Raw genomic sequence first — 13,221 nt, 5'->3', positions numbered from 1 at the left:
GATTATGGGAATTTACAAAGAAATTGACAAACGAAAACCACTTTTAAATAACAAAGACAAATTTAGAGAATTTTTAATTCGCACATTTAGAGGCGAGCTTTTTGTAGGGCTTTGGGTCGTGCTTCGCCAAATGCTTGCCCGTGGCAATACACACACCCTAATCTATCCGCAAGAAAAATTTGATTTAGGATTAAGGTATCGTGGTGTGCATAGGCTAATGAGACTGCTAGAAAGCGGAAATGAGCGTTGCATAGGCTGTGGGCTGTGCGAAAAAATCTGCGTCTCAAACTGCATTGCCATGCAAACTAGCCTTGGAAGCGACGGACGCAAAAAGGTCGAAAACTACTCCATAAATTTAGGCAGGTGCGTGTATTGTGGGCTGTGCGCTGATGTCTGCCCAGAAATCGCAATCGTGCATGGTAGCGAATACGAGCTAGCAAGCGAACAGCGGGCGTATTATGGATTTAAAGAGGATTTTTTAAGCAGGGGCGAGGATTTGTGCTTGGTAGATGCAAATAAAGAATTTGAGGGCTATGGAAGCTTGGACGCGAACGCAGGAGCGCGCGTGAAGCGCACGCCTACTGCGTATTTTAGCGATGAAAAGGAGAGCTTATGATAGAGGCTTTTGCGTTTTATTTTTTCGCAATCCTTACCTTGGGGCTTTTTAGCGTGAGTGTGTTTTCGCGAAATTTGCTTTATGCTATGAGCGCACTGGCTGGCGGCATGATATTTTTGAGCGGATTTTTCTTTTTGCTCGGGGCTGAATTTCTAGGCGTAGTGCAAATCATAGTCTATACGGGCGCAGTAATGGTGCTGTATGGGTTTTCGCTTATGTTTTTTGACGCTAGCAAAAATGTTAAAGAGAGCGCAAAACATGCCAAAATCTTCTACACCTTAGCCATTTTTATCTCGCTTTTGCTAGTGCTAATCATCTCAGGTGCGCTCATCGCAAATGACGCGCCAAGCCTTAAAATCCCAAATAGCGACAATATCCAAGCTATCGGAACTCTGCTTTTTACGAAATATTTGCTGATTTTCGAGGTGGTCGCCATAATGCTACTTGTGGCGATGATTTGCGCTATCGTGCTAACTCACAAACAAATGGATATTTGCCAAAGCTACGAAGAAAGCGCGATAAAGGAGGAGGCATGAGCCTAAATCACTATTTAATCGTGGCAAGTCTTATGTTTGTTTTGGGGCTTGTGGGGGTTATGAAAAGACAAAATTTAATAATGCTATTTTTCTCAACCGAAATTTTGCTAAATTCTGCAAATTTAGCCCTTGTGGCAATCGCTAAATTTCACCAAAATTTAAATGGCGAAATTTTCGCCCTTTTTATCATAGCAATCGCTGCTAGCGAGATTGCCGTGGGACTAGCGCTTTTGATTTTGTGGTATAAAAAAACAGGCAGTATCGAAATAGATAGTTTTGTAAATTTTAAAATTCCACGCGGAGAAAAAAATGCTTGATACTATGTTTTTTTGGCTATTAATCGCACTTTTTGCCCCGCTAGTTTCGGCGATTTTCGCTGGAATTTTTATCAAATTTAGGGATAAATTATTCGTAGGCATCATCTGCTCGTGCCTAATAGTGCTTGGCACAATCGCTTCGCTGTGGCTAGTGGAATTTGTCCTGCAAAACGGCGGTATGGACATTGCGCTAGCAAATTTCATAAGCGCGGGCGAACTAAACATAAAATACGGCGTGATGATCGACGCTCTTAGCACGATTATGGCGATTACCGTGGGGATTGTAAGCTCCGTGGTGCATATTTATTCGATTTATTATATGCAAAAAGACCCGGGATTTGCCAAATTTTTCGCTTACCTTGGGCTTTTTGTCTTTTCAATGCTAGTTTTAGTGCTAAGCGACAACTTCATCGGGCTTTTTATCGGCTGGGAGGGCGTGGGGCTTTGCTCGTGGCTACTAATCGGCTTTTGGCACGATAGGGATAATAACGCCTGGTGCGCGAACGAAGCCTTTATCATGAACCGCGTAGCCGACCTTGCCATGCTACTTGGAATTTTTGCGATTTATCTAAATTTCGGCTCATTTGCCTATGATGATGTCCTAGCAAATGCTAGCACTGCCGACAGGGGCGCGCTTGCGCTCATTGCTGCCTTGCTTTTCATCGGTGCTATGGGCAAAAGCGCGCAGTTTCCATTTCACACATGGCTAGCTGACGCTATGGCAGGACCGACGCCAGTTTCTGCGCTAATTCATGCTGCGACTATGGTTACGGCTGGCGTTTATTTGGTGATTAGAGCAAATTCTATCTTTGCGCTCGCCCCTGATGTGGCACAAGCTATCACCTATCTTGGAGCGTTTGTGGCGATTTTTGCCGCCTCAATGGCGTGCGTGCATAATGATCTTAAAAAAATCATAGCCTACTCTACGCTCTCGCAACTTGGCTATATGTTCGTAGCAGCAGGGCTTGGAGCGTATGCTATCGCGCTCTTTCACCTTGTAACTCACGCGTTTTTTAAATCGCTTCTTTTCCTTGGGGCTGGAAATGTAATGCACGCTATGAACGATAAACTAAATATCCAAAAAATGGGCGCGCTGGCCAAATTTATGAAACCTAGCCTTGCGCTTATGAGTATCGGTTCGCTAGCACTTTGCGGGTTTTATCCATTTTCTGGATTTTTCTCAAAAGATAAAATTTTAGAAACTGCCTTTGCTAGCGGGGCGCACTTTATCTGGGCGGTTTTGTTTTTTGGTGCGATTTTGACTACATTTTATAGTTTTAGGCTTTTAATGCTTGTCTTTTTTGGCGAGAAAAAATACGACCACCACCCGCACGAGGCGAAGCCTTATGCCCTGCTTGCAATGAGCGTTTTAGCGGTTTTGGCGATGATTTGTGGCTTTTTCGCGCCTGAGTTTTACGGCTTTGTGGGCTATGTCTTGCCAAGCTTTCATAATGAAATTTCACACAACACAGAAATTTTACTAATCGCTTTGACGCTAGGTGCTATTAGCGTCGTGGCAATCGCTACAATTTTTGCATATAAAAACGCAAAATTTAGCCCAAATTTGAAAAATTCTAAAATTTACAAAATTTTAAGCGTGCAGTATTTCATACCGCAATTTTACGACATTTTCATAGTGGGAAGCTATAAAATCATAAGCCAAATTTGCGCCAAAATAGATAGCGCGATCATTGATAGCATCGTAGATCTGATCGCCAAAGCGCTACTAAAAATGGGCTTTGCGCTCCAAGGCGCAAACGACGGGACAAATTTGGGCGCAAATTTGAGATTGATGATTTTTGGCTTTTTTGCGCTTTTGGTTTTAGTATTTTTGATTTAAGGTAGATTATGGAGCATTTTTTAAGTTTAATTATATTTTTCCCGGCCGTTGCTGGGGCGCTTGGGGTTTTTATCGATGAGAGGAGCATAAAAACTTATGCTGTGATGATGAGCCTGATAGAATTTGCACTTTCGCTCTTTTTGCTGGCTTTTTATGAGAGCGGGACCTCGTTTAGCACCTCGGCAAGCATAATTAGCGCGTATGGGATAAGCTATTTTATCGGCGTAGATGGGATTAGCCTATTTTTGGTGATTTTAAGCACGCTAATGACATTTTTGGCCCTAATTAGCCTAAGCATAAGGGAGAGGGTTAAAAATTTAATCATCTCGGTTTTGTTTTTAGAAATGACGATGATTGGGGTATTTGTCGCACTTGATGCGATTTTATTTTATATATTTTGGGAGCTCTCTCTTATCCCAATGCTCTATATCATCGGCGCGTGGGGAAGCGGGCGCAGGATTTATGCTGGGGTGAAATTTTTTATCTACACATTTTTTGGCTCTATGTTTTTGCTCGTGGGGCTAATCGCAATGGCGTATTTATACTACAAATCTACGGGCGAATTTAGCTTTAATCTCATTGCGTGGCAGGGGCTAAATTTGCCAATAAATGCGCAAAATTTGCTATTTTTGGCTTTTGGGATCGCATTTGCCATAAAAACGCCGATGTTTCCATTTCACACTTGGCTACCTTACGCGCACGGACAGGCCCCTACAATCGGCTCTGTTTTGCTAGCGGCTGTCTTGCTAAAAATGGGAACTTACGGCTTCGTGCGATTTTCGTTGCCGCTTTTTCCTGATGCGTGCGTGCATTTTGCCCCTTTAATGTGCGTTTTGGCGGTAATTATGGTGATTTATACCAGCTTCATCGCATTTGCGCAAAAAGACATAAAACAAGTCGTCGCTTACAGCTCTATCGCTCACATGGGCGTGATAATACTAGGCATTTTCTCGCTTGGAAGCGAGGGTGTTAGCGGGGCGATATTTTTGATGATTAGCCACGGAATCACCTCTGGCGGGCTTTTTATGCTTGTGGGATTTATCTATGATAGACGCCACACAAAGCTACTAAGCGAGTTTGGCGGACTTGCCAAAATTATGCCAGTTTATGCCTTTTGCTTCGGCGTGGTTTTATTTAGCGGGATTGGACTTCCGCTTACGATTGGATTTGTGGGCGAGTTTTTAAGCCTGCTTGGCATTTATAAAATCAGTTTTTACTATGCACTTTTTGGCGGATTTGGTATAGTTATGGGGGCGATTTATAGCTTAAATTTATACAAAAAAACATTTTTTGGCAAAATTTGCGTCGAACAAAACAGAAGCTTAAAAGATTTGAAATTTAGCGAAATTTCGAGCATTGTTCCGATTTGTGTTTTATGCATTTTCCTAGGTGTCGCGCCAAATTTTATGCTTAGTCGCATTTCGCCAAGTGTGAGCGAAAATATCGCTCTCATGGCGCACAACGCCCAAAATTTAGCCACCAAAAACTATATAGAAAAAGCAAATTTCAAGGCGGTGATAAATGCAAAATAGTCTTTTAAATTTAGCCGTAATCGTGCCAATGGCGATTTTGTGCGTGTTTGCGCTACTGATTTTAGCACTTTGCCTTTTTGGGCGCAAATTACCCCAAAACTTCTACGCCATAATCACACTTTTAGCCCTTATTTTGGACTTTGGCTTCGTTTTTGGATACAGCGGCGGCGCAAGAGGCTTTTTCGATATTATGCTAGTTGATAATCTAGCAATTCTTGCAACACTCATAATTTTGGGTTGTAGCGTGTTTTATATCTGGCTAAGCCTTGGGGCTAAAAGCGCGCACGAATACAGCGTGGCGGAGTTTTTCGCCATTTTTCTTTTTATGATTTTAGGGTATGAATTTATGGTATCAAGCGAAAATTTAATGATGATTTTCGTTGGACTTGAAACCTCATCGCTAGCACTTTATACACTCATTGCCATGCACAACCGCGCGCGCTCTGCTGAGGCTGCGCTCAAATACTTCGTAATGGGCGCGCTTGGTTCAGCGTTTTACGCATTTGGCGCGGCGCTATTTTTCTTAATCACAGGCTCATTTGAAATTTCGCAAATCGCTATGATTGCGCAAAATTCAGGCCTTAGCACGAGCGCGGCTCTGTTTGGCGCAAGTGCATTTATGATAGCTTCTATCGGCTTTAAGCTATCGTTTATACCATTTCACGCATGGATTATGGACGCTTACGAGGGCGCTAGCTCAGCCCTTAGTGGCTTTATGTCCGTCGCGCCCAAAATCGCAGCCTTCATCGTAGCCATTAGGCTTTTTGAAGCGCTACAAAACATAGGCGTAGCGTGGCTTAACTCGGTTTTATACGCAATCGCCGTGCTTACAATGAGCGTGGCAAATATCATGGCACTAGTCCAGCACGATGTCAAACGCATGCTATCTTACAGCGCGATTAGCCACGCTGGATTTGGGCTTTGCGCCATAGTTATCGGCACGACGGAAGCAAATTTAAGCCTTTTTGTTTATTGGGTTTTATACGCAATGGCGAATTTAGGCGCGTTTGCCGTGCTTTGGAGCGCAAGGGAAAAAAGGGATTTGCACGGCGTCGGTAGCGAAATTTGGAGCCGTTTTGAGTATCCATACGAGAAATTTAACGGCCTTATCCACACATTTCCACTGCGCGCGATTGCTCTGGCTATTTTTATGCTTAGCCTTGCTGGGATTCCGCCGTTTGGGCTGTTTTGGGGCAAACTATATTTGCTTGGCTCTGCTATTAGGGGCGAATTTTACGGCTTGGCTGTGATAATGGCGGTAAATAGCGCGGTTGCGCTGTATTATTATCTGCGTTTAATCGTGTGTATGTTTTTGTGCGAGGCAGACTTTCGCTCAGCTAAATTTCGCGCCGCACTGCGCCAAAGTAGCGCACCGATAAATTTCGCCGTGGCTTTGTGTGCGGTTTTGTGCGCTATCATGCCGTTTCTTGTGGATTTTATAAGTAGTAGTATGGGTAAGGTTTTGCTTTAAGATTAAAATTTTGGCTCAATTTTGAGCCAAAATTTAGTGAATTTACGGGCAAATTTTACTCTGCCACCCTAGTTTCGTTTGGATCCATTTCGATGATTTCCCATGGTAAGCCTTGGCGATTTAGCTCGTCCATAAATGGCTTAGCATCAAATTCTTCCATATTAAATACGCCTTTTCCACTCCACTTACCAGTTGCTATCATCATCGAGCCTATCATAGCCGGCACGCCTGTGGTGTAGCTAACGGCTTGTGCGCCAGTCTCAGCGTAGCACTCTTCGTGGTCGCAGACATTGTAAATATAAACCTTGCGTGGCTTTCCGTTTTTGACGCCTTTTATCACACAGCCGATATTTGTTTTGCCTTTGGTGCGTGGTCCTAAACTTGCCGGGTCAGGAAGCAAAGTCTTTAAAAACTGAATTGGCACGATTTTCATGCCGTTATGCTCGACTTCGTCAATGCGAAGCATACCGACATTTTCTAGGCAACGCATGTGCGTAAGATAACTTTGCCCAAAGGTCATAAAAAAGCGAATTCGCTTTAAGCCTTTGATATTTTTAACCAAACTTTCCATTTCTTCGTGGTAAAGCAAATAGCTATCTTTCACGCCGACACGCGGGTAGTCCCATTTCATCATTATTTCAAGCGGTTTTGTGGTGATCCACGAGCCATTTTCCCAGTATCTGCCATTAGCTGAGACTTCACGCAAATTAATTTCTGGGTTAAAATTTGTTGCAAACGCGTATCCGTGGTCGCCTGCGTTGCAATCAAGTATATCAATCTCATTTATTTCATCAAATAAATTTTGCTGCGCATAAGCGCAAAATACATTTGTAACGCCCGGATCAAATCCGCTTCCTAGAAGTGCGGGAATTCCTGCATTTTTAAAATCATCATTTTTCGCCCATTGAAGTTTGTATTCAAAGTGCGCTGTGTCTGGGTGCTCGTAGTTTGCGGTATCGATGTATGGGATTCCCGCTTTCAAACAAGCGTCCATAAGCGTTAAATCCTGATACGGCAAAGCCACATTTAAAAGCAAATCTGCTCCGATTTCTTTGGCGAATTTTGCCACGGCTTCGGTATCATCAGCATCGATTTTAGCTGTTGCGATTTCTACGCCAAGGCGCTCTTTTATAAATTTAGCAATCTCATCGCATTTGCTTTTGGTTCTACTAGCAAGAGTTATTTTGGTAAAAACCCCAGAATTCATCGCACATTTCACGGTTGCCACACGGCTTACTCCACCTGCTCCGATAATCAAAATATGGCTCATTTTTCTTCCTTTAAACAAAATTTGCAAATTCTATCAAAAACGCACTTAAAAGCTAAATTTTAAACAAAAATTCCGCTATCAAATACGCCATATAGACCATTATCACGCCCACCACGCTATCTATGATCCGCCATGCTTTTTCGTTCGCAAACAGCCCGGCAAGCGCCCTAGCAGCGTATCCTAGGCTAAAAAACCACGCGAAGGATACCAAAACCGCCCCGCAAAAAAACCAAATTTTTAGCTCGCTTGGCACGGGAGCTGATGTCGAGCCGATAACGACGATAGTATCCAAATAAACATGCGGATTTAGCACGGTTACGGCTAGGGTTTTTAAAACCACCGGAAGCAGTGAGGCGTTTTTGGCGTTTTTGATTTTGGCAAAGTGCGAGCCCTTGTATGCGCTACGAAATGAGGCCAACGCGTAACTTAGCAAAAACAAAATTCCACTCACACCCAAAATCAGCGTCAAAAGCTCGTTTTTAGCGAAACTCTCGCCCACGACAAAGACGCCAAAGCCCGTAAAAACGATATCAAGCAGGGTGCAAAGCGCGCAAACGACGAAAATATAGCTTTTGGCTAGGCCTTGCGAGATGACAAAGATATTTTGTGCGCCAATCGCTACAATCATCGATAGCATGAGCCCAGCCCCGCGCAAAAATGCGCTAGTGATGGCTGGGTCTATCATTTGCGTTTGCCGTGTTTTTTAGAATTTGCACTAGGCTCTTCGGGTTCGTTTTCAAAGCCCATTTTAGCGCGCAAAATTTTATTTATTTCATAGATTGAGGTTTCGTAGATATCTGGCATCGTAGCCTCTGTATCAGTATAGAAATGCAAGAAATTATAAGTATCGTCCAAATCCAGAGCGCGCTTGAATTCGAAATTTAAAAGCTTAACCTGCTTTTTGCCAGCGGTGAAAGTTTTGACATTGATATTTTTAATATCAGCGAATTTAAACTCACACTCGCGCTCATTTATGACGATTTTTAGGGCATCGTCGGTGATTTCGATATGTTTTTTGCTAAACATTTTTTTCAGACAAAACAGCGCGCTCACGGCACAAGTCGCTGACATAAAAAGCGCAATCCCGCCATATCCGATATGATACAAATATCCGCCACAAACTGCCAAAATAAGGGCAGCGACCAAGGTTGCTCTAACTGGTTTTTTATTTTCGTTTATTATCATTTTTACCTACTTAAAATTTGTTTTATATGTTCGTAAATTTTATAATTAAATGCGTCGATTGCGCGCGATTTTGACAAATTTGAGCTACTATTTTGATAGGTCAAATTCGTAGTGTAATCCTGCCAAGCTTTGCCATTTTTCACGCTGATTAGCAAGCCAACCTGCGCGTCATAGAGCCTTTCAGGGACATCGTCATACCATGGATCATAAAACATCGGAAATCCCATGCCTACGCCCCAGCGGCTGTGTCTATGACCTCTACCGCCACCAAAACCAAAGCCAAAACTAAACCTAGGCCTTGCATAATAATCCCCACCAACGCTTAGCAAGCGAAAATAATTTATATTTCCGCCCACCTTAATCGTGGCGTCTTTTTCGTTTTTTACTACCACAAATCCGTCTTTTACCAGATATTCGCTCACAGCCGAGGTTAGATTTAAATCACTCGTGCTGGTGTTTGTAAAACTCACGCTGATGAATTTTTTCTCTGGCATTTTGGTGATAAAAATCGGCTCGCTCGTGCGCACGATCCCGCTATTTACCGGCGCTTTTGCACAACCTGTAAAAAACGCAAAAATACAAATCGTAAAAACGCTTAAAATTTTAATTTTCATCAAATTTCTCCGAAAAAATTTCAGAGATTGTAGCAAATTTAGGATTAAGAATTTATAGAATTGAGAAATTTTGGGAGATTTCTCTCCCAAAATTTTATAAATTTGTGCCCCGAGTAAGCACGCGTTTGCGATAAACTTCCGAAACTTTCGCGCTATCGCCGACTAAAAGCGCATTTGTGCAACAAATCGCCGCGCACATTGGCACCTTGCCCTCAGCTATGCGATTTTGGCCGTATTTGTGAAGCTCGGCACTAGAAAATGTCTCCTCAGGACCGCCTGCGCACATTGTGCATTTATCCATTGCGCCTTTTATACCAAAAGCACCGTCTCGTGGGAACTGCGGCGCACCAAATGGACACGCATACAAGCAGTATCCGCAACCGATACATTTATCTTTATCATGCAAGACAATTCCGTCAGCCCTGATATAAAAGCACTGCACTGGACAAACCTGCGCACATGGCGCGTCTGTGCAGTGCTGACACGCGATCGAGCTAGCCACCTCTTTGCCAGGGACACCCTCATTTAGGATTAAAACCTTGCGTCTATTAATGCCCACAGGGACTTCGTGCGCATTAGAGCAGGCCACTTGACAGCCGTAGCATGCGATACATCTTTGGACATCTACATAAAATTTCATTCTTCCCATTATCTACTCCTTACGCTTTTTCCAAACGGCAAAGTCCGGCGTTAAATTCCGAAATTTGCGTATTTATATCAAAGCCGTAATTCGTGATAGTGTTCGAACTCTCGCCGATGACATAAGGTTTCGCCCCCTCTGGATAGCGCGAGCTTAGATCCACGCCCTGCATAATTCCAGCGAAGTTATACGGAAGCACTATGCGATCTGGTGTAACAGAGTGCGAATATATACATTTGACCTTGATTTTCGTGCCTTGTGGCGAGTGTATCCACATCATCGCCCCGTCAGCTATACCATAATCTGCTGCTAGTTTTGGATTGACATGGGCAAACATCTCTGGCGTGATTGCTGCAAGGTATTTGCTAGTGCGCTCTAACATACCAGCACCGCTTAAATTTACAAGTCTCATTGAGCTCATAATCGTAGGAAAATCCTTGCTCCAATCTTGTTTTTTCTGCTCGCTGATAAATTTAACCTCGACACGGAAATTTTTAGCCTGATCGTCAAATGTAGGATATTTTTCTACCAAATCCCAGCGCGGAGAGTGCAACGGCTCTCTGTGTTTAGGGATAGGATCGGCAAACTCCCAAACTTTCGCCCTAGCCCTTGCGTTTCCACAAGGACAAATTCCAAATTCACGCGCTTTTTGGTTGATGATTCCGCTATAATCATCACTCCAACTAGGCCCCATTTTTGCCTTTTCTTCCTCGCTAAGCGTGATTCCTAGCATTTCTTCGATATTATCTTTTAGCAAATGTGCATGTCCGCCAGAAATTTTCGCTCCTGGCAAAGTTATGCCCTCGCCTGCTAGCTGTGAAACGCCGTCGTGCTCTAAACCAAAGCGATTTCTAAATCCCATACCGCCCTTTTCATAAGGTTTGCTTAAATCATACAAAATAGGCGTGCCTGGGTGCTTAATGTCCCAGCAAGGCCACGGAAGTCCGAAGTATTCACCCTCTACCTCGCCTCCAATTCCCATTAGTGTATCAGGATCGAAAAATTCCCAGTTTCTTTGGTGTCGTCTTAATCTCTCTGCGGTTCTACCTTGTGCGCCGATACTATGACCGCACCTTGCGATCTCATTTGTAGCGTCATCTGGCCAGACAAAAGGCTCATTATCGGCTTTTACCTGCTTGATTTCGCCATTTACGACTTCCATTTTCATACCGCGAGTGTATTCATCATAAAAGCCAAATTTTTTGGCGAACATAAACATTACTTCGTGGTCTTCCTTGCTCTCATAGATTGGTTTGATGACCTGAGTGCGCCACTGACCAGTTCTGTTTGTAGCTTGTAAATGCCCCTCTGTCTCAAACTGCGTGCAAGTAGGAAGGACATAAATGCCGTCCTTTCTATCGCTTAAAATCGCAACTTCGTTTAAGAAAGGCTCGGCTACGACGAGCATATCTAGCTTATCGACAGCTTGTTGAATTTTGGTCAAATGCGCCATAGAGGTAATTCCTGTGCCTTGAACCCAAAGAACTCTTAAATTTCCACTCGAATATGTTTTTTCCTCTTTTAGCACGCCTTGCCACCATTTAGAGAGCGAATAGCCTTTTTCGTTGCGCCAAGTTATCTCTTTCTCGGCGTTTGAATCGACATGGAAATACTCATCAAAATTCGTTCCAGGAACTTTTCCGCCTTGTTTTGGCTCTTTAATGGTCGTAGCGAAGCGTTTGACAAATGTATCAAAATCCACGCCCCAGCCCTTGCAGTAGTGTTTCCACGCCGCATCACCTAGTCCATAATACATTGGCAGTGTATCAGCCAAATCGCCCATATCGGTAGAGCCTTGGACATTATCGTGACCTCTAATGATATTCGTTCCACCGCCCGGTTTGCCCATATTTCCTAAAACTAATTGCAAAATCGAAAGAATTCTAGTATTTGAGCTACCCACAGAGTGCTGAGTGATACCAAGAGCCCAAATCAGCGTAGCTGGTTTGGTCGTAGCAAACATTTTTGTAAATTCGAGCAACTCTTCGATCTTACAGCCTGTAACATTTGCTGTCTCTTCTGGCGTCCATTTTTCGGCCTCTGCGCGAATTTCATCAATTGCGTAAGATTGATTTGCGATGACATCTTTATCTTCCCAGCCGTTTTTGAAAATAAGATGAAGCATACCATAAACAAAGGCTATGTCCGTTCCTGGGCGGATTCTGATATACATATCAGCCTTGGCCGCAGTTCTAGTAAATGCAGGATCTACAACGACGATTTTCGCGCCGTTTCTATCTTTGGCTTGCAGAGCGTGTTTCATACCACCAACTGGGTTTGCCACGGCTGAATTTGCACCGATGAAAAGTATCATTTTTGAGTTTGCTGCCATATCACCGAAGTGATTTGTCATAGCGCCATAACCCCATGTATTCGCCACACCGGCGACTGTTGCGCTATGTCAAATTCTAGCAACATGGTCTATATTATTAGAACCCCAAAATGCTGCAAATTTTCTAAAATAAAATGCCTGTTCGTTGCAAAATTTAGCTGAACCTAGAAATTCTACGCTATCTGGACCATCTTCTTTTCGCACTTCTAGCATTTTTGCTGAAATTTCATTAACTGCTTGATCCCAGGTAATGCGCTCCCACTTACCATTAACTTTTTTAAGTGGGTATTTTAAACGCATTTTTGACTTGGTTAAATCGATTTGATCGATTCCCTTACAGCAGTGAGAGCCCTGCGAAATCGGGTGGTCTACCGCCATATCTTGGCGAATCCAAGTGTTTGTGCTCTCATCGACCTGCGCGATGATACCGCACCCTGCCGAACAAATCGAGCAAACCGTCTTTTTATAAACCGAATTTGGAAAAGGGTTTTTAATCTCTTGCTCCGTCGCCTCGCGAAGTGTGTCGTTAGCTCCAAACGCACTTACGCTAGCACCGCCCAAAGCAGCGAGTTTTAAAAACGACCTTCTGCCGATCGTATTTTCACTCATAATCTACTCCTAATACGCTACTTTGTAGTATTTTTGCCACGCTTCACTTTCAAAGTAAAGCACCTCTTTTTTTGGTGATTTTCCGCGAACTGTGTTTGGTTGGGGAGTGTCTTTATCACCGTTTGCACTAGCCACGCTAGCAGCTATACCTACGGCACCGACGGCGCCGACTTTTAGAGATTTTTTGAGAAAATCTCTGCGTTTGCTTTGCATAATCTCTCCTTTAAAAGGAAATTTTATTTTAATCTTTGTCGTAACG

General features: G+C 43.4%; 13 protein-coding genes. 6 read left to right on the top strand and 7 right to left on the bottom strand.

The genetic code is table 11. The features are described 5' to 3' along the window. Nucleotides 1-4 precede the first annotated feature (4 nt). The 6 genes from nuoI to nuoN are packed head-to-tail and all read left to right on the top strand — an operon-like array spanning nucleotide 5 to nucleotide 6,312. On the top strand, nucleotides 5-616 hold the full coding sequence (nuoI, locus tag OFO10_RS01645) for an NADH-quinone oxidoreductase subunit NuoI (protein ID WP_270862937.1): 612 nt from the start codon (nucleotides 5-7) through the stop codon (nucleotides 614-616). After that, nucleotides 613-1,152 (top strand): NADH-quinone oxidoreductase subunit J, encoded by a 540-nt coding sequence (locus OFO10_RS01640; RefSeq protein WP_270864793.1) that lies wholly within the window; start codon nucleotides 613-615, stop codon nucleotides 1,150-1,152. The genes nuoI and OFO10_RS01640 overlap by 4 nt, the downstream gene beginning before the upstream one ends. Continuing rightward, the gene (gene nuoK, locus OFO10_RS01635) at nucleotides 1,149-1,469 is read left to right on the top strand and encodes an NADH-quinone oxidoreductase subunit NuoK (protein WP_270858447.1); all 321 of its coding nucleotides are present in this window, start codon (nucleotides 1,149-1,151) and stop codon (nucleotides 1,467-1,469) included. The genes OFO10_RS01640 and nuoK overlap by 4 nt, the downstream gene beginning before the upstream one ends. After that, nucleotides 1,462-3,309, top strand: a complete 1,848-nt coding sequence (gene nuoL, locus OFO10_RS01630) for an NADH-quinone oxidoreductase subunit L (RefSeq protein ID WP_270865844.1) — start codon at nucleotides 1,462-1,464, stop codon at nucleotides 3,307-3,309. The genes nuoK and nuoL overlap by 8 nt, the downstream gene beginning before the upstream one ends. Before the next feature lie 8 nt (nucleotides 3,310-3,317). Further along, the gene (locus OFO10_RS01625; RefSeq protein ID WP_270865843.1) at nucleotides 3,318-4,841 is read left to right on the top strand and encodes an NADH-quinone oxidoreductase subunit M; all 1,524 of its coding nucleotides are present in this window, start codon (nucleotides 3,318-3,320) and stop codon (nucleotides 4,839-4,841) included. Next, nucleotides 4,831-6,312, top strand: coding sequence for an NADH-quinone oxidoreductase subunit NuoN (gene nuoN / locus OFO10_RS01620; protein ID WP_270865842.1), 1,482 nt, complete (start codon nucleotides 4,831-4,833; stop codon nucleotides 6,310-6,312). Before OFO10_RS01625 ends, nuoN begins: the two co-directional genes overlap by 11 nt. Nucleotides 6,313-6,367: 55 nt before the next feature. Here the strand turns inward: nuoN and OFO10_RS01615 are convergent, their stop codons facing one another. From OFO10_RS01615 to OFO10_RS01585, 7 genes are all read right to left on the bottom strand, one after another. Continuing rightward, entirely contained in the window at nucleotides 6,368-7,582 is a 1,215-nt protein-coding gene (locus tag OFO10_RS01615; RefSeq protein WP_270865841.1) for a saccharopine dehydrogenase family protein, read from the bottom strand. Between the two features lie 52 nt (nucleotides 7,583-7,634). Beyond that, nucleotides 7,635-8,267 (bottom strand): LysE/ArgO family amino acid transporter, encoded by a 633-nt coding sequence (locus tag OFO10_RS01610; RefSeq protein ID WP_270858452.1) that lies wholly within the window; start codon nucleotides 8,265-8,267, stop codon nucleotides 7,635-7,637. Further along, nucleotides 8,264-8,767 carry a hypothetical protein gene (locus tag OFO10_RS01605; protein WP_270862931.1) on the bottom strand — a complete coding sequence of 168 codons (504 nt, stop codon included), beginning with the start codon at nucleotides 8,765-8,767 and terminating at the stop codon, nucleotides 8,264-8,266. The genes OFO10_RS01610 and OFO10_RS01605 overlap by 4 nt, the downstream gene beginning before the upstream one ends. Nucleotides 8,768-8,769: 2 nt before the next feature. Further along, nucleotides 8,770-9,381 carry a hypothetical protein gene (locus tag OFO10_RS01600; protein ID WP_270865840.1) on the bottom strand — a complete coding sequence of 204 codons (612 nt, stop codon included), beginning with the start codon at nucleotides 9,379-9,381 and terminating at the stop codon, nucleotides 8,770-8,772. 94 nt (nucleotides 9,382-9,475) lie between these two features. Continuing rightward, on the bottom strand, nucleotides 9,476-10,030 hold the full coding sequence (gene fdh3B, locus OFO10_RS01595; protein WP_270858455.1) for a formate dehydrogenase FDH3 subunit beta: 555 nt from the start codon (nucleotides 10,028-10,030) through the stop codon (nucleotides 9,476-9,478). A gap of 10 nt (nucleotides 10,031-10,040) precedes the next feature. Then, nucleotides 10,041-12,962 carry a formate dehydrogenase subunit alpha gene (locus tag OFO10_RS01590; protein ID WP_270865839.1) on the bottom strand — a complete coding sequence of 974 codons (2,922 nt, stop codon included), beginning with the start codon at nucleotides 12,960-12,962 and terminating at the stop codon, nucleotides 10,041-10,043. A 9-nt stretch (nucleotides 12,963-12,971) separates the two neighbouring features. After that, complete coding sequence (locus tag OFO10_RS01585; protein WP_270864785.1) at nucleotides 12,972-13,175, bottom strand: twin-arginine translocation signal domain-containing protein; 204 nt, start codon at nucleotides 13,173-13,175, stop codon at nucleotides 12,972-12,974. Nucleotides 13,176-13,221: the final 46 nt, after the last annotated feature.

Source organism: Campylobacter sp. VBCF_06 NA8, from assembly GCF_027737825.1.
In the GTDB taxonomy this organism is placed as follows: Bacteria; Campylobacterota; Campylobacteria; order Campylobacterales; family Campylobacteraceae; genus Campylobacter_B.
Note: the sequence above shows the minus strand (reverse complement) of the source record. Positions and strands in the feature narration are given on the sequence as shown.

Coding starts and splice junctions, on each gene's coding strand:
- nuoI (WP_270862937.1), top strand. CDS start 5: ATGGGAATTTACAAAGAAATTGACAAACGAAAACCACTTTTAAATAAC.
- OFO10_RS01640 (WP_270864793.1), top strand. CDS start 613: ATGATAGAGGCTTTTGCGTTTTATTTTTTCGCAATCCTTACCTTGGGG.
- nuoK (WP_270858447.1), top strand. CDS start 1,149: ATGAGCCTAAATCACTATTTAATCGTGGCAAGTCTTATGTTTGTTTTG.
- nuoL (WP_270865844.1), top strand. CDS start 1,462: ATGCTTGATACTATGTTTTTTTGGCTATTAATCGCACTTTTTGCCCCG.
- OFO10_RS01625 (WP_270865843.1), top strand. CDS start 3,318: ATGGAGCATTTTTTAAGTTTAATTATATTTTTCCCGGCCGTTGCTGGG.
- nuoN (WP_270865842.1), top strand. CDS start 4,831: ATGCAAAATAGTCTTTTAAATTTAGCCGTAATCGTGCCAATGGCGATT.
- OFO10_RS01615 (WP_270865841.1), bottom strand. CDS start 7,582: ATGAGCCATATTTTGATTATCGGAGCAGGTGGAGTAAGCCGTGTGGCA.
- OFO10_RS01610 (WP_270858452.1), bottom strand. CDS start 8,267: ATGATAGACCCAGCCATCACTAGCGCATTTTTGCGCGGGGCTGGGCTC.
- OFO10_RS01605 (WP_270862931.1), bottom strand. CDS start 8,767: ATGATAATAAACGAAAATAAAAAACCAGTTAGAGCAACCTTGGTCGCT.
- OFO10_RS01600 (WP_270865840.1), bottom strand. CDS start 9,381: ATGAAAATTAAAATTTTAAGCGTTTTTACGATTTGTATTTTTGCGTTT.
- fdh3B (WP_270858455.1), bottom strand. CDS start 10,030: ATGGGAAGAATGAAATTTTATGTAGATGTCCAAAGATGTATCGCATGC.
- OFO10_RS01585 (WP_270864785.1), bottom strand. CDS start 13,175: ATGCAAAGCAAACGCAGAGATTTTCTCAAAAAATCTCTAAAAGTCGGC.